The organism is Streptomyces sp. NPDC020965, assembly GCF_044333555.1.
In the GTDB taxonomy this organism is placed as follows: domain Bacteria; phylum Actinomycetota; class Actinomycetes; order Streptomycetales; family Streptomycetaceae; genus Streptomyces.
In genome coordinates, this window is record NZ_JBIRRE010000012.1 from 52,967 (window position 1) to 77,702 (window position 24,736).

The 24,736-nt window shown below is 71.4% G+C and carries 26 protein-coding genes; 17 read left to right on the plus strand and 9 right to left on the minus strand.

Translation table 11 applies throughout. The annotated features are described in order from the left end of the window. Window positions 1-399: 399 nt before the first annotated feature. The 5 genes from ACH4S7_RS30245 to ACH4S7_RS30265 form a co-directional block, all read right to left on the minus strand. Complete coding sequence (locus ACH4S7_RS30245) at window positions 400-1,806, minus strand: sensor histidine kinase (RefSeq protein ID WP_398524529.1); 1,407 nt, start codon at window positions 1,804-1,806, stop codon at window positions 400-402. Continuing rightward, window positions 1,803-2,537: a response regulator transcription factor gene (locus ACH4S7_RS30250; RefSeq protein WP_398524530.1), complete on the minus strand. Its 735-nt coding sequence runs from the start codon at window positions 2,535-2,537 to the stop codon at window positions 1,803-1,805. The genes ACH4S7_RS30245 and ACH4S7_RS30250 overlap by 4 nt, the downstream gene beginning before the upstream one ends. A 110-nt stretch (window positions 2,538-2,647) precedes the next feature. Continuing rightward, window positions 2,648-3,613, minus strand: a complete 966-nt coding sequence (locus ACH4S7_RS30255) for a S1C family serine protease (RefSeq protein WP_398524531.1) — start codon at window positions 3,611-3,613, stop codon at window positions 2,648-2,650. Between the two features lie 322 nt (window positions 3,614-3,935). Beyond that, entirely contained in the window at window positions 3,936-4,958 is a 1,023-nt protein-coding gene (locus ACH4S7_RS30260; protein WP_398524532.1) for a LacI family DNA-binding transcriptional regulator, read from the minus strand. Window positions 4,959-4,982: 24 nt separating this feature from the next. Beyond that, window positions 4,983-5,750 carry a response regulator transcription factor gene (locus ACH4S7_RS30265; RefSeq protein WP_398524533.1) on the minus strand — a complete coding sequence of 256 codons (768 nt, stop codon included), beginning with the start codon at window positions 5,748-5,750 and terminating at the stop codon, window positions 4,983-4,985. A gap of 461 nt (window positions 5,751-6,211) precedes the next feature. On the opposite strand from ACH4S7_RS30265, the gene ACH4S7_RS30270 reads away from it, so the two are divergent. From ACH4S7_RS30270 to ACH4S7_RS30305, 8 genes are all read left to right on the plus strand, one after another. Further along, the gene (locus ACH4S7_RS30270; protein ID WP_398524723.1) at window positions 6,212-7,021 is read left to right on the plus strand and encodes an alpha/beta hydrolase; all 810 of its coding nucleotides are present in this window, start codon (window positions 6,212-6,214) and stop codon (window positions 7,019-7,021) included. Window positions 7,022-7,175: 154 nt separating this feature from the next. After that, window positions 7,176-7,430 (plus strand): MoaD/ThiS family protein, encoded by a 255-nt coding sequence (locus ACH4S7_RS30275; protein ID WP_398524534.1) that lies wholly within the window; start codon window positions 7,176-7,178, stop codon window positions 7,428-7,430. Between the two features lie 10 nt (window positions 7,431-7,440). Then, window positions 7,441-8,898 carry a hypothetical protein gene (locus tag ACH4S7_RS30280; protein ID WP_398524535.1) on the plus strand — a complete coding sequence of 486 codons (1,458 nt, stop codon included), beginning with the start codon at window positions 7,441-7,443 and terminating at the stop codon, window positions 8,896-8,898. Between the two features lie 180 nt (window positions 8,899-9,078). Next, window positions 9,079-9,828 carry a DUF2993 domain-containing protein gene (locus ACH4S7_RS30285; protein WP_398524536.1) on the plus strand — a complete coding sequence of 250 codons (750 nt, stop codon included), beginning with the start codon at window positions 9,079-9,081 and terminating at the stop codon, window positions 9,826-9,828. Between the two features lie 356 nt (window positions 9,829-10,184). Continuing rightward, window positions 10,185-10,268: a putative leader peptide gene (locus ACH4S7_RS30290; RefSeq protein WP_350807544.1), complete on the plus strand. Its 84-nt coding sequence runs from the start codon at window positions 10,185-10,187 to the stop codon at window positions 10,266-10,268. 139 nt (window positions 10,269-10,407) lie between these two features. Beyond that, window positions 10,408-11,247: a sulfurtransferase gene (locus ACH4S7_RS30295; protein WP_398524537.1), complete on the plus strand. Its 840-nt coding sequence runs from the start codon at window positions 10,408-10,410 to the stop codon at window positions 11,245-11,247. A gap of 40 nt (window positions 11,248-11,287) precedes the next feature. Beyond that, window positions 11,288-11,575, plus strand: a complete 288-nt coding sequence (locus ACH4S7_RS30300) for a DUF1416 domain-containing protein (protein WP_328311485.1) — start codon at window positions 11,288-11,290, stop codon at window positions 11,573-11,575. A 351-nt stretch (window positions 11,576-11,926) separates the two neighbouring features. Further along, entirely contained in the window at window positions 11,927-12,184 is a 258-nt protein-coding gene (locus tag ACH4S7_RS30305; RefSeq protein WP_398524538.1) for a DUF3099 domain-containing protein, read from the plus strand. A gap of 32 nt (window positions 12,185-12,216) precedes the next feature. On the opposite strand, the gene ACH4S7_RS30310 is transcribed toward ACH4S7_RS30305, so the two are convergent. Next, window positions 12,217-12,579: a DsrE family protein gene (locus ACH4S7_RS30310; protein ID WP_398524539.1), complete on the minus strand. Its 363-nt coding sequence runs from the start codon at window positions 12,577-12,579 to the stop codon at window positions 12,217-12,219. Window positions 12,580-12,991: 412 nt separating this feature from the next. Between ACH4S7_RS30310 and ACH4S7_RS30315 the strand changes: the two genes are divergently transcribed. From ACH4S7_RS30315 to ACH4S7_RS30325, 3 genes are read left to right on the plus strand one after another with little or no spacing between them, the layout of a single operon-like run. Continuing rightward, window positions 12,992-13,564 (plus strand): FABP family protein, encoded by a 573-nt coding sequence (locus tag ACH4S7_RS30315; RefSeq protein WP_398524540.1) that lies wholly within the window; start codon window positions 12,992-12,994, stop codon window positions 13,562-13,564. Between the two features lie 51 nt (window positions 13,565-13,615). Beyond that, the gene (locus ACH4S7_RS30320) at window positions 13,616-14,053 is read left to right on the plus strand and encodes a Fur family transcriptional regulator (RefSeq protein WP_398524541.1); all 438 of its coding nucleotides are present in this window, start codon (window positions 13,616-13,618) and stop codon (window positions 14,051-14,053) included. A gap of 18 nt (window positions 14,054-14,071) precedes the next feature. Continuing rightward, on the plus strand, window positions 14,072-15,037 hold the full coding sequence (locus ACH4S7_RS30325) for a YgfZ/GcvT domain-containing protein (protein ID WP_398524724.1): 966 nt from the start codon (window positions 14,072-14,074) through the stop codon (window positions 15,035-15,037). 52 nt (window positions 15,038-15,089) lie between these two features. Here the strand turns inward: ACH4S7_RS30325 and dtd are convergent, their stop codons facing one another. Beyond that, the gene (dtd, locus tag ACH4S7_RS30330; RefSeq protein WP_398524542.1) at window positions 15,090-15,527 is read right to left on the minus strand and encodes a D-aminoacyl-tRNA deacylase; all 438 of its coding nucleotides are present in this window, start codon (window positions 15,525-15,527) and stop codon (window positions 15,090-15,092) included. Window positions 15,528-15,675: 148 nt separating this feature from the next. On the opposite strand from dtd, the gene ACH4S7_RS30335 reads away from it, so the two are divergent. From ACH4S7_RS30335 to ACH4S7_RS30345, 3 genes are all read left to right on the plus strand, one after another. After that, the gene (locus ACH4S7_RS30335; protein ID WP_398524543.1) at window positions 15,676-16,434 is read left to right on the plus strand and encodes an ABC transporter substrate-binding protein; all 759 of its coding nucleotides are present in this window, start codon (window positions 15,676-15,678) and stop codon (window positions 16,432-16,434) included. A gap of 67 nt (window positions 16,435-16,501) precedes the next feature. Beyond that, window positions 16,502-17,461: an asparaginase gene (locus tag ACH4S7_RS30340; RefSeq protein ID WP_398524544.1), complete on the plus strand. Its 960-nt coding sequence runs from the start codon at window positions 16,502-16,504 to the stop codon at window positions 17,459-17,461. Between the two features lie 25 nt (window positions 17,462-17,486). Beyond that, the gene (locus ACH4S7_RS30345; protein ID WP_398524545.1) at window positions 17,487-18,731 is read left to right on the plus strand and encodes a GNAT family N-acetyltransferase; all 1,245 of its coding nucleotides are present in this window, start codon (window positions 17,487-17,489) and stop codon (window positions 18,729-18,731) included. A gap of 113 nt (window positions 18,732-18,844) precedes the next feature. On the opposite strand, the gene ACH4S7_RS30350 is transcribed toward ACH4S7_RS30345, so the two are convergent. Together ACH4S7_RS30350 and ACH4S7_RS30355 are read right to left on the minus strand one after the other, a co-directional pair. Beyond that, window positions 18,845-19,600: an ABC transporter permease gene (locus ACH4S7_RS30350; RefSeq protein WP_398524546.1), complete on the minus strand. Its 756-nt coding sequence runs from the start codon at window positions 19,598-19,600 to the stop codon at window positions 18,845-18,847. Then, complete coding sequence (locus ACH4S7_RS30355; protein ID WP_398524547.1) at window positions 19,593-20,669, minus strand: ABC transporter ATP-binding protein; 1,077 nt, start codon at window positions 20,667-20,669, stop codon at window positions 19,593-19,595. The genes ACH4S7_RS30350 and ACH4S7_RS30355 overlap by 8 nt, the downstream gene beginning before the upstream one ends. 110 nt (window positions 20,670-20,779) lie before the next feature. Between ACH4S7_RS30355 and ACH4S7_RS30360 the strand changes: the two genes are divergently transcribed. The 3 genes from ACH4S7_RS30360 to ACH4S7_RS30370 all read left to right on the plus strand — a co-directional run bounded on the left by ACH4S7_RS30360 (window position 20,780) and on the right by ACH4S7_RS30370 (window position 24,616). Next, a complete protein-coding gene (locus ACH4S7_RS30360) occupies window positions 20,780-21,661 on the plus strand; it encodes a TetR/AcrR family transcriptional regulator (RefSeq protein ID WP_398524548.1) in 882 nt (293 codons plus the stop codon). Beyond that, window positions 21,651-22,364, plus strand: coding sequence for a TetR family transcriptional regulator (locus ACH4S7_RS30365; protein ID WP_398524549.1), 714 nt, complete (start codon window positions 21,651-21,653; stop codon window positions 22,362-22,364). Before ACH4S7_RS30360 ends, ACH4S7_RS30365 begins: the two co-directional genes overlap by 11 nt. A gap of 80 nt (window positions 22,365-22,444) precedes the next feature. Then, window positions 22,445-24,616, plus strand: coding sequence for a HelD family protein (locus tag ACH4S7_RS30370; protein WP_398524550.1), 2,172 nt, complete (start codon window positions 22,445-22,447; stop codon window positions 24,614-24,616). The last annotated feature ends 120 nt before the right edge of the window (window positions 24,617-24,736 follow it).

The window sequence follows — 24,736 nt, forward strand, 5'->3', positions numbered from 1 at the left end:
GTTGTGTCGGACTTGGCTGGCCCGGCTCGCTGTGTCCGCACATCGATGTGTGTCCCGTCGAAGGCGTCTGACGGACGTGAGAGGACACTAGTCGGGCGGGAGGGTGACCCGCAAAGTCGTCAAATCGGTTCGACTGACGCGCAGTTGAGAGGGTGCGGGGAGGTTTATGGGTGCCCCGCGTGCGCGGGGAACACGCCACCGCCACCGGGCAGCAGATGTCGTGGTGGGGACCACCCCCGCGTGCGCGGGGAACACCACGGGCGAAGGCTGAACATTGCGAACGGCTGGGGACCACCCCCGCAGAAGGCGGGGACGGACTCTACGGCACCCGCCCCGGACCGCGCCGTCAGCCGGTGCTCGGCCCCCGGTGCCCGGTCCCCGCCGTCACCCGCCCTCCCCTCAGAGATGCGACGGCGGTGGTTCCGACGCCCCCGGGAGGCGGATCGACGCGCTGGTGCCGCCGTCCGGGGCCGGGCGGAGGGTGATGTCGCCGCCCGCCTGCTGGACGGTGCGGGCCACGATCGACAGGCCGAGGCCCGAGCCCGGCAGGGAGCGGGCGGAGGGGGAGCGCCAGAAGCGTTCGAAGACGTGGGGGAGTTCGTCGGCGGGGATGCCGGGGCCGTGGTCCCGTACGGTCAGTTCGCCGTCGCTCAGGCGCACCTCGACCGTGCCGCCCGGTGGCGAGAACTTCACCGCGTTGTCCAGCACGTTGACCAGCGCCCGTTCCAGCGCGGCGGTCTCGGCCCGTACGTACCAGGGCGCGAGGTCGGTCGCGAAGGTCAGCTCGGGGCCGCGCAGGCGTGCCCGGCGCAGGGCGGTCTCCACGATGTCGTGCAGGGCGACGACCGTCAGCGGGCCGCCCTGGGCCGCGTCGGGGCGGGAGAGTTCCTGGAGGTCCCCGATGAGCGCGGCCAGCTCGGTCAGCTGGGCCTTCACCGAGGCCATGAGCGCCTGCCTGTCGGCGGGCGGGATCGCGCGGCCGGTCTGTTCGCTGCGGACGAGGAGTTCGATGTTGGTCCGCAGCGAGGTCAGCGGGGTCCGCAGTTCGTGGCCCGCGTCCGCGATCAGCCGGGCCTGTCGGTCACGGGACGAGGCGAGTGCGGCGGTCATGGAGTTGAAGGAGCGGGAGAGCCGGGCGATCTCGTCCTCGCCCTCGACCGGGATCTGGACCGTCAGATCCTCCGTACGGGCCACATGCTCGACGGTCTCGGTGAGCCGGTCGACGGGGGTCAGCCCGGTGCGCGCCACCCAGAGGCCGGCGACACCGGCGCCCACGACGCCGAGGCCCGCGACACAGCTGAGCAGCAGGGCGAGCCGGTTCAGGGAGGTCTCGATCTCGCCCAGCGGCCGGGACACGGAGACGGCCACGACCTGGCCGGGGGCGAACTCCACCCGTTCCGTGCGCACGCGCACCGGTGCTCCGTTGTCCGTCACGCTGTTGTGCAGGGTGTTCTTGAGCAGGCCCTCGGCGACGGCGATGTCCGACGGTTTCACCTTCACCCCGGTCGAGCCGGGGGCGACGCAGCGGCTGTCGTCCGGCGCGACGATCTGGGTGTACGCGAAGACCGGATAGTCCTCGGTCCGGCTCTGCCCCCGGGCGCAGAGGGAGAGGGCCGCCTGTACGGAGCCCACCGACGCGCTGGTGTTCTTGAGCGTGTTGTTCAGCTCGTCGTTCAGTTGCGCCCGGGTCAGCAGCCAGGAGACGACGGCGACGCCCGCGACGGCGACGGCGACGGCGGTGGCCACCAGCAGCGCGAGCCGGGAGCGCAGCGGGAGCGCGCGGAACCGGCGGACGAGGCCCGTCACCCCTCGCCGCCGCTGGCCCGGAGCACGTACCCCACCCCGCGCACGGTGTGCACCAGGCGCGGCTCACCACCCGCCTCGGTCTTGCGTCGCAGGTACATCACATACACATCCAGTGAATTGGAGCTGGGCTCGAAGTCGAAGCCCCAGACGGATTTGAGGATCTGTTCCCTGGTGAGCACCTGCCGGGGGTGGGCCAGCAGCAGTTCGAGGAGGGTGAACTCGGTACGGGTCAGTTCGACCGGCCGGGTGCCCCGGTGGACCTCGCGGGTGCCCAGGTCCATGCGCAGATCGGCGAAGGCCAGCACCTCGTGACCGTCGTCGTCGTGGGCCGCGTCTGCGTTGGTGGCGTACGAGCGGCGGCGCAGCAGCGCGCGGATCCGGGCGAACAGCTCGTCCAGCTCGAACGGCTTGACCAGGTAGTCATCGGCCCCGGCGTCCAGACCGGTGACCCGGTCGCCGACCGTGTCGCGGGCGGTCAGCATCAGGATCGGCACGGTCGAGCCCGCCGCCCGGATACGGCGGGCGGCGGTCAGCCCGTCCATGCGGGGCATCTGGATATCGAGCACGAGCAGATCCGGACCGTACGACTCCGTCTTCGCGAGCGCGTCGACACCGTCCACGGCGACCTCGGTGCCGTACCCCTCGAAGGCGAGACTGCGCTGGAGCGCCTCTCGGACGGCGGGCTCGTCGTCGACGATGAGGATGCGTTCGCCTTCACGGGGAGTCGTCATGGGATCCAGCGTCGCACGCGCGGCTCAGCCCGAGCGGTTACGGGGAAGGGTCGCCGCCGCCCTTCCCCGTAACCGCTCCGGCTGCCCGCCACCCGCCACCCGCGCATCGCTCAGCGGTCTCCGTCGCGCAGATCGTCGAGCAGGTCCTTGACGGTGTCGATCGGGATGGCGAAGCCGAGGCCGACGCTGCCTGCCGTGGACCCGGTCGCGGCGCTCGGCGAGTACATGGCCGAATTGATGCCGATGATCTCCCCGCGCATATTGATGAGCGCGCCGCCGGAGTTTCCGGGGTTGAGCGAGGCGTCCGTCTGGATGGCCTTGTACGTGGTCGTGGAGTCCCCGGTGTCGCCGTTGAACTGCTGCCCGCCGAATTCGAAGGGCCAGCCGTTCTCCTGCTGCTGCTCCTGCTGTCGCTGCCGCGGGTCCTGCTCCTTCGCGACGGTGACATCGCGGTCGAGCGCGGAGACGATGCCGCTGGTGACGGTGTTGGTCAGGCCCTCGGGCGAGCCGATGGCGACGACCTCCTCGCCCACCTTGAGCTGGGCGGAGTCCCCGAGGGCGGCGGTCTTGAGCCCGCTCGCGCCCTTCAGCTTGATCAGCGCCAGGTCCTTGTCGGGCGCGGTGCCGACGACATCCGCCTGGTAGCTCTTGCCGTCGCTCAGGCGCACCTTGACGGTGTCGGCGCCGGAGACGACGTGGTTGTTGGTGATGATCTCGCCATCGCCCGTGATGATCACTCCGGAGCCGGTGGACCGGCCCGAGCTGATCTCCACGATGCTGGGGGTGACGGCCTCGGCGACGCCCGCGACGGTGCCGGTACTGCTGGTGGACACATTGGTCCCGGTGATACCGGAGCCGGTGGGCGCGGTGCCCTCGTCGCCGAATCCGTCGACGAGTGCTGCCGTCCCACCGCCGACGGTGGCGGCCACGATGGCGACGGCGACGAGCAGCCCGACGGTGCGACGGCCACGGCGGCGGTGGCCCTGCGGGGCGTGCGGCGGCTGGGCGGGCGGGGCGGGGTAGGCGGAGTCGTACGCCTGCGGGTAGTAGGGCTGCTCGCGATAGTGGTCCGTCATGGGTACGACTGTGCTGGCCGCAGATGAGAGGAGTCTGAGGCGGCGCTGAGAAGCGGACGAGAACCTTGTAGGGGGCCGGTAAGAGCCCCTCGGCGGCTGCCCGCCTGGCTCGGGCCGCCGGCCCGTGCCACGCCCGAGCCCCCCGGGCGGCAAGAGCTGCCCGCAGTCGCACGGCCGGTCCGCGACCGCAGGCCCGAGCCCCGGCTGCAAGAGCAGGAGCAAGAGCAGGAGCAGGAGCAGGAGCTACCCGCAGCCGCCGCAGGCCCGATCCGTATCTGACCCGTACCCGACCCGTACCTGAAAGAGCTAGCGCCTTCGGCGGCTAACCGCAGCCGCAGGACCTGCGGATCACCAGGCCCGACGGGAACTGCTTCACCCGCTCGCGCCGGGAGCCCGTCAGCCGGAGGCTCTCGTCCAGGACCAGATCGACCGCCGCACGGGCCATCGCCGGGCGGTCCGACGCGACCGTGGTCAGCGGCGGGTCGGTCAGATGCGCTTCCTTCACATCGTCGAAGCCCGCCACCGCCAGCTCGCCGGGGACATCGATCCGCAGTTCGCGGGCGGCCCGGAGCACGCCGATGGCCTGGTCGTCCGTCGAGCAGAAGATCGCCGGGGGCCGGTCAGGGCCCGACAGGAGTTTCAGGGCGACCTGGTACGCCTCGTACCGGTTGAACGGCGCCTGGAACAGCCGGCCGTCCACCGATCGGCCGGACTCCAGCATCGCGCGCCGCCAACCCTCGACGTGGTCGGTCACCGGGTCCCCGACGGGCGGGGTCGAATCGGGGCCGCCGAGGCACGCCACGTACGCGTTCCCGTGCTCCAGCAGATGACGGGTGGCGAGCTGCGCGCCCCCGATGTCATCGGTCACCACGGCGACGTCGTCGATCGCCTCGGGGCGCTCGTGCAGCAGCACCACACGGGCTTCCCACGCCTCGATCTCGGCCGCCGCCGACTCGGTGAGGCCCTGACTGACGAGGATCAGCCCGGACACCCGCATCCCGAGGAACGCCCGCAGATAGTGGACCTCGCGCTCATGGCGGTAGTCGGAATTGCCGACGAGGACCATTTTCCCGCGCTCGGCCGCGGCCTGTTCCACCGCGTGTGCCATCTCCGCGAAGAAGGGCTGGCGCGCGTCCGGCACGATCATGCCTATGAGGTCGGTACGGCGGGACGCCATCGCCTGGGCGACGCGGTCCGGCCGGTAACCCAGCTCCTTGATCGCCGCGAGTACCCGTTCCCGGGTGGCCGGGGCGACCGGCCGGGGTCCGTTGTTGATGACATAGCTGACGACGGCGGTCGAAGTACCCGCCAGTCGCGCCACATCGTCCCGCGTCACCTTGGCCACGCGCGGCAGTCTACGCGGGGTGACCTACCTCTGGGCAGGGCGTACGGAGGCTTTGTGCTGCTGGGACGCCGCGTCCTTACGGGCGGACGCGGCAGCGGCCTCCGAAGCCTCGCGCTCCACCTTTTCCGGGGCGACGAAGCGGTACCCGACGTTGCGCACGGTCCCGATGAGGGACTCGTGCTCGGGGCCGAGTTTGGCGCGCAGCCGCCGGACATGGACGTCGACCGTGCGCGTGCCGCCGAAGTAGTCGTAGCCCCACACCTCCTGGAGGAGCTGTGCGCGGGTGAAGACCCGGCCCGGGTGCTGCGCCAGGTACTTCAGGAGTTCGAACTCCTTGAAGGTGAGATCGAGGACCCGGCCCTTGAGCTTCGCGCTGTAGGTCGCCTCGTCCACCGAGAGGTCGCCGTTGCGGATCTCCATGGGGGAGTCGTCGCAGGTGATCTGCTGGCGGCCCATGGCCAGCCGGAGCCGGGCCTCGACCTCGGCGGGACCGGCGGTGTCGAGGAGGACGTCGTCGATGCCCCAGTCGGCGGTGACGGCGGCGAGCCCGCCCTCCGTCACGACGAGGATCAGCGGACAGCCGGGCCCGGTGGAGCGCAGTAGCTGACAGAGCGACCGCACCTGTGGCAGGTCGCGGCGGCCGTCGACCAGGATCACGTCGGCGCCCGGGGTGTCGACCAGGGCGGGACCTTCCGCGGGCGCCACCCGCACGTTGTGGAGCAGCAGACCGAGGGCGGGGAGCACCTCCGTCGACGGCTGGAGCGCGTTCGTCAGCAGTAGCAGCGAACTCATCGGGTGCCACCTCCCTGACCTGCGGTTACCTGCATCGTCCTACGGTTGTGCACGGTTCGCTCGCCCATAACGTCGGTTCCTCCTCGGTCCCTGCGAGGACGTAACTAGCGGCCCTGCCAAATGCGCGTCGTACGGTTCGAACTGTTCACCTGTCTGTAACAACGGACAGGAAACACAAAAGGACCCGGGGGCTGCATCGCCCGGATCCTCTTCCGAGCAGAATAGCTCACATGGATCCGGAGCAAGAGGGCCGATTTCACACTGTGGACGTTTCCCCGATCACTCCCGACCACGCGCACGATTCTGTGGACGGCTCGGAGAGTGGTGCGGTGACTGCCCCGGTGAGCGCCCCGGTGACTGCCCCAGTGACTGCCTCGGTGAGTGCTTCGGTGACTGCTTCGGTGAGTGGCTCCACGCCCGGAACCGCGCCCGGAACCGCGCCCGGAACCGCGCCCCAATCCATCCGTACCACCCTTACTACATCGGACGGCGTCCGGATCGAAGCCCTTTACCAACCCTGTACGCGTGGTCGGGCCGGGACCGCCATCGTGGTGGCGCACGGTTTCACCGGATCGGTCGACCGTCCCGCCCTCCGCCGTGCCGCACAGGTGTTCGCCCGGTACGCGGACGTGGTGACCTTCTCGTTCCGGGGGCACGGTCGCTCCGGAGGCCGCTCCACCGTGGGTGACCGGGAGGTTCTCGACCTGGCCGCGGCCGTCGCCTGGGCGCGGGCACGGGGCCATCGCCGGGTGGTGACGGTCGGCTTCTCGATGGGCGGCTCCGTGGTGCTCCGCCACGCCGCCACCCACGGAGGGCCCCCGGAGGCCGAGGGGCGCACTCCGGGAGCAATCGAAGCACGGACGGACGCTGTCGTCGCCGTGAGCGCCCCCGCGCGCTGGTACTACCGGGGTACGGCACCGATGCGCCGGGTGCACTGGGTGATCACGCGCCCCCTGGGGCGGGCGGTCGGGCGGTACGGGCTGCGCACCCGTATCCACACCCGGGAGTGGGATCCGGTGCCGCTCTCCCCGGTCGAGGCCGTCCCGCTGATCGCCCCCACCCCGCTGCTGATCGTGCACGGCGACCGCGATCCGTACTTCCCGCTCGACCACCCCCGGACGCTGGCGGCGGCAGGTCCCGCCGAACTCTGGCTGGAGGCGGGCATGGGGCACGCGGAGAACGCCGCGGACGGCGATCTGCTCGCCCGGATCGCCCGCTGGCTGACCGACCCTTCGGCCGCGCCCCATGGCCTGGGACCGGATGGCCCCTGACGGGATGGCCCATGATGGATGCCGACGCCCGGCCGGCAGCGGCTGACGGCGGACGACGGTCGTTGGCGCCCCAGCCGCGGACGGCTCCGGATACGCAGATGGCTCCGGACAAGCACGACGAGAAGCGACGAGAAGCGACGGGAAGGGGTGGGGCATGGCGGCGGGAACGATCCGCTACTGGGCCGCGGCCAAGGCGGCAGCCGGGGTTGCCGAGGAGCCGTTCACGGCGGGCACGCTCGCCGAGGCGCTCGCCGGAGCCCGCTCGCGGCACCCCGGAGAACTGGCCCGTGTCCTCGACCGGTGCTCGTTCCTGATCGATGGCGATCCCGTCGGAACCCGCAGCCATGAGACCGTACGGCTTGCCGAGGGCGGCACGGTCGAGGTGCTCCCGCCGTTCGCAGGAGGGTGAACCGCACAGCATGAGCAGCAGCGATCAGCAGTATCCGTACGGGCAACAGCAGCAGCCGTACAACCCGTACACCGAGCCCCACCCGGGACAGGCGCCGGGAGCCGGGCCGTATCCGCAGGAGCCGGGGCCCGGGCACCAGGAGGGCGCGGACGCCGCTCAGACCTGGGAGGGCGAGACCTGGGACACCCACTACCAGCCCGTCGTGCCACCGGCCGGACTCGTGCCACCCGCCGGGCCGGTGACGCCCACCGCACTGCCGCCCGAGCGGGCCGGCGGATATCTCCCCCCGGCCCAGGATCCGTACCAGCAGGCCCCGTATCCCCAGCAGCAGCAGGCCCCCTACGCCCCGCAGCAGCAGCAGGCCCAGCAGCAGGTCCAGGCCCAGCACCAGGCCCAGCAGCAGGTCCAGCACCAGGTCCAGCCTCAGCACCAGGCTCAGGCTCCGTACGCGCAGGCCCAGCCTCAGGCTCCGTTCGCGCAGGCGCAGCAGCACGCCCCGTACGCGCCGCCGACACCGCAGCAGGGCGCCCGCCCGCTGCCCCCGGAGGCCCCGGCCGCGCCCCACGAGCCGTACGGCTCGGCCCCGTACGACTCCGTCCCGTACGACGAGGCCGCCCACGATGCGGCCCCGTACAGCGACGCCCCCGCCGAAACCCCGGCCGCGGTCACCCCTGACGGCTACAGCGCCCCCACCGTCGGTGGCAACGCCCGCGTCACTGACGCCCAGCGCGCCCGTGCCGAGGGCCGGTCGCCGATCATCGCGCCCGGCATCCAGCCCGCCGTGCTCACCGCGGGTCTCGGCGTGCTGCTCGCGGCCGGTGCCGCCGTCGGTTCGTACGGGCTGCTCGTGCCGCTCGTCCTGCTCCAGGCCGTCACCGCGGCAGGCTGGTTCCGGCTGAACGGCATGTGGCCCGCCCGCCAGGGCATCGCGCTCGCCTTCGCGGGCGGTCTCGCCGCCGACGCCGTGCTCCTCGGGGTCGGCCGGGAGAACGCCCCGGCGGCGATCCTCGGCACCCTGGGCGTCTGGGTGCTGATCATCCTCGTCCTCCAGCTGCGCAGCCACGCGGGCGCGGACGAGCGGATGCAGGGGCTGATGGCCACGGTCGCGTCGGCGGCGCTCGCCATCCTCGCCGCCGGGTACCTCGCGGCGTCGGACGACGCCGTGGTGGTCGGTGGGATCGCCGTCGCGGTCGCCGCGGTGGCCCGCGCGCTGCCGCTGCCCGCCGTCGCGTCCGTGGTGCTGTCGCTGCTGGCGGCGGCCGGTGCGGGTGTCGCGGTGGGCGGATTCACGGACCTCGACTCCGGCGCCGCGCTGCTCGGTCTGGCTGCCGGCGGACTCGCGCTGGTCGGACTGCGGGTGGCGAGCTACGACTACCCGTCCCGGTTCGTCCACTTCACCGCCGGGGTCGCGCTGCCGCTGACGGCCGCCGCGCCCGCCGTCTATCTGATCGGACGGGTACTGGCCTGACGGCCGTCCTGACCGCTGGCCCGACGGGACGAACCAGGGTTCCTCATCACCCCGGCCGGGGTGATGAGGAACCTTTGGTCGCGCCCGTACGTCGATGAATAACGACAAGGCGTCGTCCGGACCTGACCGTTTCCTCGGGCGTACGAGTAGCGGACGGATCGAGGCAAGGGAGACCGGGCCATGCGCGCACTGCGAATACTGCTGATCCTCACTGTGGTCATCGGCGGCCTGTTCATCGCCGCGGACCGGATCGCCGTCAATCTGGCCGAGTCCGAGGTGGCGGACAGGGTCCGCAGCAGCCAGGGGCTCAGCTCGACGCCCGAGGTGTCCATCAACGGCTTCCCCTTCCTCACCCAGGTCGTGGACAAGCGGCTGGAGGATGTGGACGTCAGCCTCGGCGGGCTCAGCGCCACCGCCGGCGGCCGTACGGTCAATGTCACCGAGGTCAAGGCCGAGCTGCGGGATGTGAAGGTCAACAGCAGCTACTCCTCCGCCGTCGCGGGCCGCGCCGACGGCTCCGCCCGGATCTCGTACGCGGATCTGACGAAGGCCGCGCCCGAAGGGGCCCGGGTCACCTTCGCGGGCGCCGAGCGCGCCGCGAAGAACCAGGTGAAGATCGAGGGCGTGCTCGCTGATGTGCTGAAGGGGGCCGGGATCTCGTTGCCGCGGGCGGCCGAGGCGCTGTTGGGGGACCGCAGCGTCAGCACGTACAGCACGGTCGAACTGCGCGGTGGCGACACGATCAGGCTCAAGGCCGACGCCCTGCCGTCGATTCCGGTGCCGGGCCTCGGCGACAAGCTGCGTGACGCCGTGGACTACGAACTCAAGATCGAGAAGATGCCGTCGAGCCTCAAGCTCGACCGGCTGGAGACGACCCGGGGCGGGCTGGAGTTCGCCGGGACCGGCCGGGGCGTGGCGCTGGTCGGCTGATGCCCGACCCTGAGCCGGAAGCGTCTCCGGCCCTGGTTCCTGCTCCCTGTCGTACCGGTGTGGCCCCGGCAGCCCCCTCAGGGCTCCGGGGCCTTCGCCGTCCCCGGCTTCGGGGTTCGTCGGACGGTCCCAGCCATCGCCGACCGCACCGCCGCCACCGAAACCTGTCCAAAACGGGCCGTGGCCGCATGGTGAGACGTGGCTGTCCGCTGGGTAGGAGGCTAACGGCCCTGAGCTGCTCCCCCGTCCGGCGCGGCGGGCCTCCAGGGTCTTCGCGTATCGAATGGTGGACGATCGTGTCTCATTATTCGACACGCCGGTGACATGACGGGCGAACCGTCCCTACGATCGGGAATATGAAGCAGCGACAGGCGGATCTCACGAAGCGGCGGGCAGTCGACCTGTGCCGCGTCGCCGCCATGCTCTGTCGCGCCGTCTGAGCGGGAGTCCCGCTCCCGTAACCCGTGGCCCTTCGAGCGCTGATCAGGGCCGCCCCCCGAGCGGTACGCCCGCTTCTTCCGCGTATTCGCGCCGCCTTCTGCGTACCACCCGCCGCACACTGCCCCGGAGGAGAACAGCATGAGCCGCAGCGACGTCCTGGTAGACGCCGACTGGGTCGAGGCCCACATCGACGACCCGAAGGTCGCCATTGTCGAGGTCGACGAGGACACCTCGGCCTACGAGAAGAACCACATCAAGAACGCGATCCGGATCGACTGGACCAAGGACCTCCAGGACCCGGTCCGCCGCGACTTCATCGACCAGGAGGGCTTCGAGAAGCTGCTCTCCGCCAAGGGCATCGCGAACGACACCACCGTCATCCTCTACGGCGGCAACAACAACTGGTTCGCTTCGTACGCCTACTGGTACTTCAAGCTCTACGGCCACGACGGCGTCAAGCTCCTCGACGGCGGTCGCAAGAAGTGGGAGCTGGACTCCCGCGACCTGGTCGACGAGGTCCCCAGCCGCCCGGCGACCGAGTACAAGGCCAAGGCGCAGGACACCTCGATCCGTGCCTTCCGTGACGACGTCGTCGCCGCGATCGGCGCGCAGAACCTGGTCGACGTGCGCTCTCCCGACGAGTTCAGCGGCAAGCTGCTCGCCCCGGCGCACCTCCCGCAGGAGCAGTCGCAGCGCCCCGGCCACGTGCCGAGCGCCCGCAACATCCCGTGGTCGAAGAATGCCAACGACGACGGCACCTTCAAGTCGGACGACGAGCTGAAGGCGCTCTACACCGACGAGCAGGTCGATCTGGCGAAGGACACCATCGCCTACTGCCGCATCGGTGAGCGCTCCGCCCTGACCTGGTTCGTGCTGCACGAGCTGCTCGGTGTCACCAACGTCAAGAACTACGACGGCTCGTGGACCGAGTACGGCTCCCTGGTCGGCGTGCCGATCGAGCTCGGCGCGGCCAAGTAACCCCTGATCCCCGGAGTTTCCGGAACCATTGGAGAGCTGTATGTGTGGAGCGAAGGCCGGTGGCCCCGACGCCTCGACGATCAAGCCCGGTGAGACGACGATCCAGGGGCAGGTGACCCGCGACGGCGAGCCCGTCACCGGTTACGTCCGCCTGCTGGACTCGACGGGCGAGTTCACCGCCGAGGTCCCGACCTCGGCGACGGGACAGTTCCGTTTCTACGCGGCCGAGGGCACGTGGACCCTGCGCGCGCTGGTCCCCGGAGGCTCGGCGGACCGTACGGTCGTGGCGCAGACGGGTGGGCTCGCGGAGGTCGCCATCGCGGTCTGAACCACGATCACACCGAACCGGCCGAAGGGCCGCACCCCCGGGGGTTGGACGCCACTGGGAAAGGGGTGCGGCCCTTCGGTCATGCCAGGAGGCGCCGAGGAGGCGCCGAGGGGACGCCGATGGGATGCCGATGGGACGCCGAGGGCCACCGGCTCCGCGGTTCGTGGTGCTGACGGGGCCCCGGGCCCGGATGCCGCGTACTGCCGAGTCCGGAGCGTCGCGCCCGAAGCCCTCGTGCCCCGGAGCGCCGGGTACCGCCGCGTGCGGCCGCGTACTTCCGCACCCGGAGCGTCGGGCGTGTCGCGCCAGACGGGTCGGGGGTCGGGCGGGCCCCGGTCGTACCCTGGAGGCATGTACGCACGGCGCCGGCGTGCCTATTTCCTGCTGATGGGCGGATGCCTGTTCCTGTTCGTCTCCGCCTGGGCCTTCGTGCGGCTCTGGTCGGTACCGGCCGCCGTGGCGATGTGCCTGGTCGCCATGGTCATCCCACCCATCGCGGCGATGGTCGCGAACCGGCGCGGACCGGACGACCGCTGGTGGGACGATCCCAGCGGCGACCCCAAGTCCGACGACTGGTGGGACGAACTCGACGGCAAGAAACGCCGGTAGCAGCCGGGGGGCGGAGGGTCGGCGCCGGAGGGTCAGTAGACGAGGGCCTGCACGCCGTCGGCCATGATCTCGCTGACGAAGACCTGCGCCCCCGCGATCCGTACGCCGTCGAGCACATCCCGCTCGCTGATATCGCGCCGCGCCGCGCACTGGGTGCAGAGGGTGATCACCCCGGCCGCCTGGATGGACTCGATCAGACTCGGCAGCGGCGCGGCGTGCGGCAGTTCGAACTCGGCCGCCCGCCCGGGCAGCGCGAACCACGCGGACTCACCGGTCAGCCAGAGGGACACCTCGACACCGCTGGCGGCGGCGACGGCCGCCACCGTGAACGCCTGCGAGCAGCGCTCGGGCGCGTCGGCGCCCGCGGTCACCTTGATCACGAGCTTCTTCGCCATGACCGAACTGTAATGGGCGCCACCACCCGGACCGCCGTCGGCCACGGCGTGCGGGGCGACCGGGCGCCGACTCCTCCGGAACCGACTGGCGGGCTGACCTCGCACGGGCGGCCGGGGGGCAACCCATTAGGCTGGGGTCCGGACCCGTCTGAGGGTTCAGCCCACCGCGTCGACCGAGGAGCCCCCCGTGCTTGAGGCATTCTTCGAAGCCCTGCTTGTTCTGGTCTGCATCGGCGTCGGCGCCTTCGCCTTCCTGACCGTGAAGAAGCTGTACCAGGGCCAGCGCTAGTCCCTGCCTACAGAGTCCCGTCGGTAGGGCCGGTCCGTCCGCCGTGCCCTCCCCGGTCGGGTCGGACTCCGCCCGGCCCGTCCGTTCCGTACCCGTCGCCACTACAGATCGCCAGAGCTGATCATGATCGAGATTCCGTCCGACCTGAACCCGGGCCTCGTCCCCCTCGCCTTCCTCCTCGGTACCTGGGAGGGCGCGGGCGTCTCCGACTTCCCGGGCGCGGAGAAGTGCAACTTCGGCCAGTCCGTCACCTTCAGCCACGACGGCCGGGACTTCGTCGAGTACGCCTCGCACTCCTGGGTCCTCGACGCCGAGGGCAACAAGGTCCGCCCGCTGGAGAGCGAGCACGGCTATTGGCGCATCGACAAGGACCGCAAGGTCGAGATCGTCATGGTCCGGGACCAGGGCGTCGTGGAGATCTGGTACGGCGACCTCGCCGACCAGAAGCCGCAGATCGACCTGGTGACCGACGCGGTCGCCCGCACCGCGGCCTCCGGCCCGTACAGCGGTGGAAAGCGGCTCTACGGGTACGTGAAGGGCGACCTGATGTGGGTGGGCGAGAAGTCCACCCCCGAGGTCCCGCTGCGGCCGTACATGTCCGCGCACCTGAAGAAGGTCGTCTCGCCCGAGCAGGTCGAGGCGTGGGCCAAGGACCTCGGGGACCTTCCGGACGACGGGATCGCCTTCTTCAAGTAGGGCGTGACCGTTTCTTCAAGTGGGCGGTGCCCGCCTGCCTACACTGGAGGTGTGGTGAGCACCGACTGGAAGAGTGATCTGCGGCAGCGCGGCTACCGCCTGACCCCGCAGCGCCAGCTCGTCCTCGAAGCCGTCGACACGCTGGAGCACGCGACGCCCGACGACGTCCTCTGCGAGGTGCGCAAAACCGCCGCGGGGATCAATGTCTCCACGGTCTACCGGACCCTGGAGCTGCTGGAGGAGCTGGGTCTCGTCTCCCACGCCCACCTCGGGCACGGCGCGCCGACCTACCATCTGGCCGATCGCCACCATCACATCCATCTGGTCTGCCGGGACTGTACGAGCGTGATCGAGGCGGACGTCGAGGTGGCGGCCGAGTTCACCGCGAAGCTGCGGGAGACCTTCGGCTTCGACACCGATATGAAGCATTTCGCGATCTTCGGCCGCTGTGAGCGGTGCTCCGCTGAGCCTTCAACTACCGAGTCGTAGGCTTTCCCCATGGCCACTGTGAAGAGCCCTCTGCTGTCCCTGCCCGGTGCCGTCCCCGCCGAGGGCGCCGACGACGGCGTCGCCGCGCACTACGGCGACCTGTTCCGGGAACAGCGCACCCTCGCCGACGGCTCCGGCCTGGTCGACCTCTCGCACCGGGGGGTCATCACCGTCACCGGTGGCGACCGGCTGACCTGGCTGCATCTGCTGCTCACCCAGCACATGACCGATCTGCCGGCCGGCCGCTCCACTGATGCGCTGATCCTCTCCGCCAACGGCCATATCGAGCATGTGATCGCTCTCGTGGACGACGGCGAGACGGTCTGGATGCATGTCGAGCCCGGTACGCAGGGCGCGCTCGTCGACTATCTGGAGTCGATGAAGTTCTTCTACCGGGTGGAGGTCGCCGACCGCACCGAGGACTTCGCGGTGGTGTACCTGCCCGCGGGCTCCATCGCCGAGGTGCCGGCCGGTGTCGTCGTACGGGAGACCCCGTACGGCCGCGATCTGTTCCTGCCGCGCCACGACCTCGCGGCGTACGCGGCCGAGCACGGCCCGGCCGCGGGCATCCTCGCCTACGAGGCGCTGCGCGTGGAGGGGCACCGTCCCCGCCTCGGCTTCGAGACCGACCACCGCACCATCCCGCACGAGCTGGGCCTGATCGGTAGCGCGGTCCACCTCCAGAAGGGCTGCTACCGGGGGCAGGAGACGGTGGCGCGCGTCCAGAACCTGGGGAAGCCGCCGCGCCGGCTGGTCTTTCTGCACCTCGACGGCAGCGAGGTCCATCTGCCGGGCCCCGGCACCCCGATCCGGCTGGCGTCGGACGGCGCGGAAGGCCGCAAGCTGGGCTTCGTCACCTCGTCGGCCCGCCACCACGAGCTGGGGCCGATCGCGCTGGCCCTGGTGAAGCGGAACGTACCGGTGGACGCGGAGCTGATGGCCGGGGACACCGCGGCGGCACAGGAGACGGTGGTCGAGCCGTAGTCCTTGGTCCTAGCCGCAGCCGTAGCCCGTGGCCCTGATGGCATCGGAGCCCTCAGAGGTCCAGCAGTACCGTGAACGGCCCCTGGTTGGTCAGGGAGACCCGCATGCTCGCCCCGAAGCGTCCCGTCTCCACCCGGGCGCCCAGTTCGCGCAGCCGGGCCACCACCTCATCGACCAGTGGTTCCGCGACCGGACCCGGGGCCGCCGCGTTCCAGGTGGGGCGGCGGCCCTTCCGGGCGTCCCCGTAGAGAGTGAACTGCGAAATCACCAGCAACGGCGCATTCACGTCCGAGCAGGACTTCTCACCCTCCAGGATCCGCAGTGACCACAGCTTTCTCGCCAGTTGAGCCGCCTTCTCGGGGGTGTCCTCATGGGTGACTCCCACCAGCACACACAGCCCCTCGCCCATGATCTCGCCGACCGTCTCGGTCCCGGACCCATCCGTCACGGCGACACTCGCGCCGTCCACCCTCTGCACCACCGCACGCATACAGACCAACCTATCTGCGGCTGAACGGGTGCAGAGCGCCTGCGTCGAACGTATCCGGAGTGGCACGATGCACAGAGGCAGTGCATCCCCTCGGCCCTCCGGGCCCGGGGAGACCCCATGCACCGGTCGAGGGGACGGACATAGGCATATGAGCACATCTGGAACCGGGCAGCCCACCGGTCCCGTACCGACTCCAGCACTTCCACTGCCGACAGCGACCCTGACGGCGACAGCGCACCCCGGTCACACCCACTCCGGCACCGGGCACACCCATCCCGGCGCCGGACACAGCCACCCCGCCCCCGGCCCCAGTGGCGGGGGTTCCGGTCCGACGGCCGGTATCGGTCCCGGCCATCCGCACCCCACGCTCCCGCCCCAGCAGCGCGCCACGTTCGCGGTGAGCGTGGCGGGGGCCCTCGGTGACCCGCCGCGGTACGACCTCCCGACCCTCCGCCTCGCCGAGCTGCGCACCCTGCGCCGGGACTCCCAGCGGGACGAGGCCGACCTCAGCTATCTGCGGCGGCTGCTCCAGGGGCGGATCGACATCCTTCGGGCCGAGCTGGCCCGCCGTACGGACCCGGAGACCCCGGTGGTCGACCGGCTCTCCGAGATCCTCGCCGACGCGCCCTCCCGGCACCGCAGCTCCGCCCGCCACGTCACGCTGTCCACGCCGCACGGCGAGGAGTACCGGCGGCTCGCCGCCGACATGCTCGCCGATGTAGAGCTGTCCGATCTCGACGCCCGGACGGACGACGAGCTGCATTCGGGAATGGGTCGGCTGATCCGCTACGAGCAGCAGGTCTCCCGCCGCCGCCAACTGCTCCAGCGCACGGCCGACGATTGCAGCGGGGAGATCGCCCGCAGGTACCGTGAGGGCGAAGCACAAGTAGACGACCTGCTGACCTGAGGCGACTCCGCGATCCGGAGGGTCTCGGGAGCGGGTCTCCCAGTCGTCCGGAAGGCCCACGAAGAGCATGACCGCGACCACGACCGCCATACCCCCGGTCCTCGCCGAAGTCGTACGTTCCGGCTTTGTCGAGGGCCACCACCGGGGGTCGCTCGTCCTCCTGGCGGCCGATGGCGGTGTGGAACTCGCGCTCGGAGATCCGGACGCGCCCGTCTTCCCCCGTTCCAGCAACAAGCCCTTCCAGGCGGTCGGTGTGCTGCGCGCCGGTCTTGAGCTGGCCGGGGAGCGGCTCGCGCTGGCGGCTGCGAGTCATTCCGGAGAAACGTTTCACCTGGAGCTCGTACGCACGATGCTCGCCGAGCGGGGAATCGCCGCTGACGAGCTCCAGACCCCGCCCGACCTGCCGCTGGACCCGGTCGAGGCCGAGGCGTACCTCGCGGCCGGACTGGTCCGGGACCCGATCACCATGAACTGCTCCGGCAAGCACGCCGCGATGCTGGCCGCCTGCGCCCACAACGGCTGGGACCGTACGACCTATCTCGACCCGGCCCATCCGCTCCAGCGGCTGATCCACTCGGTGGTCGAGGAGGCGTCGGGCGAGCGGGTCGCGGCCGTCGGCACCGACGGCTGTGGGGCCCCGCTGCTGGCGATCGGTCTGACCGGCCTCGCGCGCGCCTTCCGGTCGCTCGTCACGGCCGCGCCCGGGACGGCCGAACGGCGGGTCGCGGACGCCATGCGCGCACACCCCGAGTACGTGGCGGGCACCCGGCGCCCCGACACCTGGCTGATGCGGGAGGTGCCGGGCACCCTCTCCAAGATGGGGGCGGAGGCCGTCCAGGCGGTCGCGTTCGCGGACGGCAGGGCGCTGGCGTTCAAGATCGACGACGGCGCCGGGCGGGCGCTCGGACCGGTGCTGGCCCGCGCCCTGGAGCTGCACGGCGTGGCAGCCCCGGTGGTGGCCCGGATCGGGCGCGCGCCGCTGCTCGGCGGGGGCGCGGAGGTCGGCGAAATTCGCGCGACTTTCTGAACCCGCTCTGCTTAGCGTGGGGGGTATGACCCTTGAGATCCGTACCGTCACCGAATCCGAATTCCCCGACTGGCTACGGGCGGTGTCGACCGGGTTTCTGCGTCCGCCGGTCTTCACGGACGCCCAGATCGCCGGGCGCCGCGAGGTCATGGATCTCGCCCGTACCCACGGCGCGTACGACGAGGGCCGCTGGGTGGCCACCTACCGGATGTTCGAGCAGCGGCTCTCCGTCGTCGGCGGCGGGCAGTTGTCCGCCAGCGCGGTCACCAATGTCTCCGTCAGCCCCACCCACCGCCGCCGTGGACTGCTCAGTCGGCTGATGAGCGACAACCTGGCGGTGGCGAGGGAGCGCGGCGACGCGGTGTCCACGCTCATCGCGTCCGAGTACCCCATCTACGGCCGGTACGGCTTCGGCCCGGCCGCCCGGACGACCCAGTGGTCCGTGGACGTACCGCGCACCGGTCTGGACCCGCGCTGGTCCGGCCCGGGCGACGGCGGCCGGATCGACATGGTGGACGGCTCGGACGTCCGGAAGCTCGGACCGGAGCTGCACGCCCGCGTCGCCGCCGGCCGGGCCGGTCTGGTCAGCCGTGACGACCGCTGGTGGCTGCTGAACACCGGCAAGGACCCGGCGCCGCTCTCCCCCTGGACCGAGCCCTTCTACGCGGTCTACCGCTCACCGGCCGGTGAGGTGGAGGGCCTGCTGGCCTACGAGGCCGACGACCATTGGGGCGATGCCAAGCAGCCGCTGAACACGGCGAAGGTCCGCGAGCTGCTGGCGGCCACGCCCGCGGCCGAGCGCGCGCTCTGGCACTTCGTCTGTTCGGTCGACTGGATCACCACCGTGAAGTCGGGCCACCGGGCCCCCGATGATCTGCTGCCCGATCTGCTGCCGGACCCCCGGGCGGCGCGGGTGGAGACCCAGGCCGACTTCATGTGGGTGCGGATCCTGGATGTCGTACGGGCCCTGGAGGCGCGTACGTATGACGCCTCGGCGACCCTCGTCCTGGAGGTGCGGGACCGACTGGGGTTGGCGGGGGGCCGCTTCCGGCTGGAGACCGGCCCCCAGGGCGTCGACTGCGCCCCGACCGATGACGCGCCCGATCTCAGCCTGGACGTCTCCGAGCTGGGTGCGCTCTATCTGGGGGACGCCTCGCCGGTGCGGCTGCTGGCGCTGGGGGCGCTGGAGGAGCACCGGGCGGGTGCGGCCCTGACGGCGGAGCGGATGTTCCGCACGCCGAGGCTGCCGTGGTGCCCGGACATCTTCTGACACCGCTTCTGACGCCGCTGGGCGATGTTCCGTGGGCGGTGCGGGTCTCTGGAGCCGATGTCGCTGATGTTGCCGATCTCCCGTGCGCGGTGAGATCGGCCCGGGCGGTGCGGTCATGCCGTACGGGCCCGGAACAGGGTGCCCGAGGCCGCCACTGCCACTGCCAGGATGCCTCCGCACCACGCGAGCGCCGTCCAGGGCGCCGTACCCACCGGCTCGGAGAGCAGCAGGCCCCGCAGGGACTCGATCAGTGGGGTGATCGGCTGATGGGCCGCGAAGGTGTGGAGCCAGCTCGGCATGGTGTCGATCGGGACGAACGCACTGCTCGGATAGGGCAGGAACGTCATGAAGAAGGTGAAGCCGCTCACCGCCTCCGGGGTGCGTGCGAGTAGTCCGATCGCCGCCGAGAGCCAGGAGAACGCGATCAGGAAGGCGATCAGGATGCCGCCGGCCGCGAGCCAGCCGGCGGGTGATGCCGAGGGGCGGAAGCCGATCAGCAGGGCGACGACGAGCACCAGGGCCGTGGAGGCGAGGTTGCGCAGGGTGCTGGCGGCGACATGGCCCGCCAGGATCGCCGCGCCGCCGATGTCGAGGGAGCGCAGCCGGTCGATGATGCCGTTCTTCATGTCCTCGACCACCCCGATGGCCGTGGTCGCCGAACCGAAGGAGGCGCAGAGGATGAGGATGCCGGGGACGACGTAGGTCACATAGGCCGCCCCGGTGTCGATGGCCCCGCCGAAGAAGTAGACGAAGCAGAACATCAGCATCAGCGGCAGCATCATCGCGGTGATGAGGGCGTCGACATTGCGCATGTTGATCCGGATGCTGCGGGCGGCCATCGTCGTTGCTTGGGCGAGCGCGTCAGACATGGGCGGGCTCCTTGCCGGTCAGGGTGAGGAAGACGTCGTCGAGGGTGGTCTGGTGGACCGAGAAGCGGGCGATGTCGGACCGGTCGGGGTCCATGGCGTCGAGCAGGGCGCGGACCTCGGTGGCGGTGCCGTTCGTGGGGAGGCCGATGGTGAGGGTCTCGGGGGAGTGGTGCGTGCGGCGGGTCGTCGTCCGCTGACCTGATGCGGTGCCCGGTTCCGATACGCGTCCGGTTCCGGTTCCGGTTTCTGCGCCTGCGCCTGGGCCGGTTTCGGGTCCTGCGCCGGTTCCGGGTCCGGGGCTCAGGCGGGGGACTCCGTCGAGGCGGGAGGTGATCCGCCAGTACGCCGGGGTGTCCGTCGCGACGAGGTCGAGGCGGTGGCCGGCGACCCGGGTCTTCAGTTCGTCGGCCGTGCCCTCGGCCACCAGTCGGCCCCCGTCGACCAGCGCGATACGGTCCGCGAGCCGGTCCGCCTCCTCCAGGTACTGCGTGGTCAGGAAGACGGTCGCGCCGTCGCCGGAGAGCTCCCGCACCACCTGCCACAACTCCGCCCGGCTGCGCGGATCGAGGCCGGTCGTCGGCTCGTCCAGGAAGAGCACCTCGGGATCGCCCACCAGACCGGCCGCGAGATCGAGCCTGCGACGCATTCCGCCGGAGTAGGTCCCGACCAGGCGCCGGGCGGCGGCGGTGAGATCGAAACGGTCCAGCAGTTCGTGGGCGCGGCGGTGGGCCTCGCGGCGGGGGAGGCGGCGCAGCCGGGCCATCATCCGGAGGTTCTCCTCGCCCGTCTGTTTCTCGTCCACCGCGGCGAACTGGCCGGTCAGGCTGATGGCGTGGCGCACCCGGGAGCGTTCGGTGACGATGTCGTGCCCCGCCACCGAGGCCCGGCCCGCGTCGGCGGCGGTGAGGGTGGCGAGGATGCGGACGGTGGTGGTCTTGCCCGCGCCGTTCGGGCCGAGCAGGGCGAAGACGGCACCGCGTGCGACCGCCAGGTCGATGCCGTCGACGACCGTGTTCCGCCCGTAGGACTTCGTCAGGCCGGTGGCCTCGATCGCCGGGGTCTCTCTCATCAGGGACCGAACCTTTCTGCGTATGCCATACGCTGTAGTGCGTAAGGGTTACGCATTACTAGGATGTGCGTCAAGGGAGTACGCGAGGAGCGAGGCAGGGGCGAACGGCGATGGGTGACAGCGAAGGCGGCGCCGGAGGCGGTGCGGGCGGTGCGGGACAGGGCGGTAGCTGGTTGCCCGCCAGTGTCGAGGCGGCATGGGGCCTGCGCGAACGGCCGTCCAAGGGGCCCAAGCCAGGACTGAGCCTGGACCGGATCGTCGCGGCCGCCGTCGATATCGCGGCGGCGGAGGGGCTCGGCGCCGTCTCGATGGGCCGGGTCGCCAAGGAGTTGGGCGTCGCGACCATGTCGCTCTACCGCTATGTCGCGGCCAAGGGCGAGCTGTACATCCTGATGCAGGAGGCGGCCGTGGGTCCGCCCCCCGCGCCCCCCGCCCCGGGGACGGGCTGGCGCGAGGCGCTCATGGCCTGGGGAGTGGCGCAGCGCGAGGTCCTGCACCGCAATCTGTGGGTTCTGCGCATCCCCATCTCGGGGCCGCCCGCCACGCCCAACTCGGTCGCCTGGTGGGAGCAGGGACTCGCCCCGCTGGCGGGGAGCGGTCTCGATGAGGGCGAGAAGATCTCGGTGATCATGCTGATCATGGGGCACGTCCGCCATGAGGCGTCGACGGCGGCGGACATCGGGGCGGCGGTCGAGTCCAGCGGCGTCGGCCCGGAGGACACCATGCGCCGGTACGCGCGCACGCTGCGACGGCTGGCGGATCCGGACCGGTATCCGTCGGTGGCGCGGCTGCTGGAGTCCGGGGTGATGTCCGGAGCGGAGGACCGGGACTTCGATTTCACCTTCGGGATGACCACGATCCTCGACGGTGTGGAGGCGCTGATCCGGAAGCGCGGCGGGGTCGGTGTCGGCGGGGTCGGCGGGGTTGGCGGGGTCGGCGCTACGGGCGGCGGTCCTGGCGGCGGCGGGAGGTGCGGCTGTGGTGAGGGGTGACGCTGGTGCTGGTGCTGGTGCGGGCGCGGGCGCTGAGGTCGAAGTCGGGTTCGGGGTCGGGTTCGGGGCTGTTCCGGTACGGGATGCGGCGGGCGGGCTGCGGGAACGCAAGAAGCGACGGACGCACCGGGCCATCTCGGACGCCGCCGTCGCGCTCTTCCTGGAGCGGGGCTTCGACCGGGTCTCCGTCGCCGAGGTGGCCGCGGCGGCTGAGGTCTCCAAGCCGACGCTCTTCCGGTACTTCGCCACGAAGGAGGATCTGGCGCTGCACCGGTTCGCCGACCACGAGGGCGAACCCGCCCGGGTGGTGGCCGATCGCCGACCGGAACTCTCCCCGTTGGACGCCCTGCGCCGCCACTTCCTCGACGGCCTGGAGCGGTGCGACCCGGTGACCGGGCTCAGTGAGGCGCCGGAGGTGCTCGCCTACCTCCGGCTGCTGTACGGGACGCCGAGTCTGGTCGCCCGGCTGCACGCCTATCAGGGGCGCTCCGAGGCCGTGTTGGCGGAGTCGCTCGGTGGCGGGATCGGGGGCCGGCTGGCCGCCGGGCAGATCGTCGCCGTCCTGCGGATTCTCGCCGAGGAGAACTGGCGTCGGATCGCGGCCGGTGAGGGCGTGCGGCAGGTCCGGCCGGGCGCGGAGCGCGCGGCGCGGCTCGCCTTCGATCAACTGCGGGATGGTCTGGGCGGGTTGTCCGTCCGGTGACGGGTCGGTGCCATCCCTGGCGGTGGTGAGCTGATGCAACTTGGTTAAAAACATTACTCGGTTGCGTTATTCTCGGTGGAATGACGGGATCCGATGACCCACTCAGCCATGCCCTGATCCAGGAACGCGCCCACCACGACGCCTGCCGGGCGGCCCTGACCGCGATGGTCGCCGCAGCCGCCGACCAGGTCGTCATCGGCGAGAACGCCTTCGCTTCGGGCGCCGACGCCGAGGTGCTCGGCCGGCAACTGCGCGACTGGGCCAAGGAGGTACGGGAGGAACCGCACGGGCCGCTGTTCTTCGGCCGCCTCGACTTCGCGCCGTACCACCCCACGACACCGCTCACCGCAGCAGCCGGCCCCACAGCCGGTGCCACGGTCCATGCGGCTGCCGAGGCCCCCGCCCCGCCCGGTGACCACGAGGGGCAGAGCTACCACATCGGTCGCCGGCGGATCAGCGAACACCCCTCCGCCCCACCGCTGGTGATCGACTGGCGGGCCCCCGTCTCCCGCGCCTTCTACCAGGCGGGCGCCCACGACCCGCAGGGCGTCGCCGTCCGCCGCCGCTTCGGCTGGGCGCCCTTCAGCACCGGCGCTTCGACGGATCTGACCGGCCTTGAGGACGAGCACCTGGCCCGGGGGGAGAGCGGTCCGGGCGCGATCGTCGCCGCCGAGATCGAACGCCCCCGGGTGGGCCCGATGCGGGACATCGCCGCCACCATCCAGCCCGAGCAGGACGATCTCGTACGGTCCGACCTCACCCACTCCCTCTGTGTGCAGGGCGCCCCCGGCACCGGCAAGACCGCCGTCGGCCTGCACCGGGCCGCGTACCTCCTCTACACGTACCCCCAACGCGTCCAGCGCGCCGGACTGCTGATCCTCGGCCCCAGCCACACCTTCCTCTCCTACATCGCCGAAGTGCTCCCCGCCCTCGGTGAGCGGGGCATCCGGCAGTCCACCCTGGACGACGAGATCTCCCGGCACCCGGTACGGGCCGACGACAGCCCCGCCGCCGCCGTGCTCAAACACGACGCGCGCATGGCCGGTGTGCTGCGCCGGGCGCTGTACGCGCGGGTGCAGCCGCCCACCGAGCCGCTCACCGTGCCCGACGGCTCCTACCGCTGGCGGGTCCCGCTGGACGAGCTGGCGCAGATCGTGGCCGAGGTGCGCGCGGAGGAACCCCCGTACGCCGTCGGACGGGAGCGCGTCCGCACCCGCGCCGTCCGTGCGCTCCGGCTCCGGGCGGAACGCCGCTCCGGGCCCCGGACCGACGGCTGGGCGCGGAAGGTTGAGCGGGCGGCGGCCGTCACCGCGTTCGTCGGCGCGGTCTGGCCACGGATCTCCCCGGAAGAGGTGCTGGCGGAGTTCCTCACCGACCCGGTGGACGACTCCCTGACCACCGGCGAGCGGGCGGCCGTCCGCTGGGTCGCGCCACCGCGTTCCCACCGGTCCGCGCGGTGGACGGCTGCGGATCTCGTCCTCCTGGACGAACTGTCCGGCCTGATCGAACACCCCCAGGGCTTCGGTCATATCGTCATTGACGAGGCCCAGGACCTCTCGCCGATGCAGTGCCGGGCCATCGCCCGCCGCGCCGGATTCGGCTCGCTGACCGTCCTCGGCGATCTCGCCCAGGGCACCACCCCGTGGGCCGCCCGCGACTGGTCTGAACAACTGGCCCACCTCGGTAAGGAGGGGACGCCGGTGGTCCCGCTGACGACCGGGTTCCGGGTGCCGGCCGCGATCGTGGGACTCACCAACCGGCTGCTCGGCGCGCTGGACGTGCGGGTGGCGCCCGCGCGGTCCCTGCGGACGGACGGCGCGGTGTCGATCCGCAGGGTCGGGGACCTGGTGGCGGCGACGGTCGAGACCGTACGGGAAGGGCTGGCGCGCGAGGGATCGATCGGGGTGATCGCGGACGAGCCGGACGCGCACCGCCTCCGTACGGCACTCGAAGCGGCGGGCATCGCGACGGCGGCCCCGGCCGGTACGTCCGGCGCGGCGGCGGGCGGGGCTGCCGCGGGCGGGGCGCGGGTGACCGTGCTGCCCGCGACGGTCGCCAAGGGGCTGGAGTACGACCATGTCGTCGTCGCCGAACCGGCCGCGATCGTCGCCGCCGAGCCGCGCGGTCCGCACCGGCTGTATGTGGTGCTCACCCGTGCCGTGTCCCGTCTTGACGTGCTGCACGAACGGCCGCTGCCACCGGAACTCGGCGAAGTGCCGGCCGGGTCGGTCGAGTCGGTCGAGTGGCGGTGAGTCGGTCGAGTGGCGGTGAGTCGCCACCGTGATCCGGTCCGGTCGGGCAGGAGTGCGGACCGGTCCGGCCGGACAGGAGAAGCATGAGGAGACTCGCTGTCGCAGCCAGGGGGTGTATCG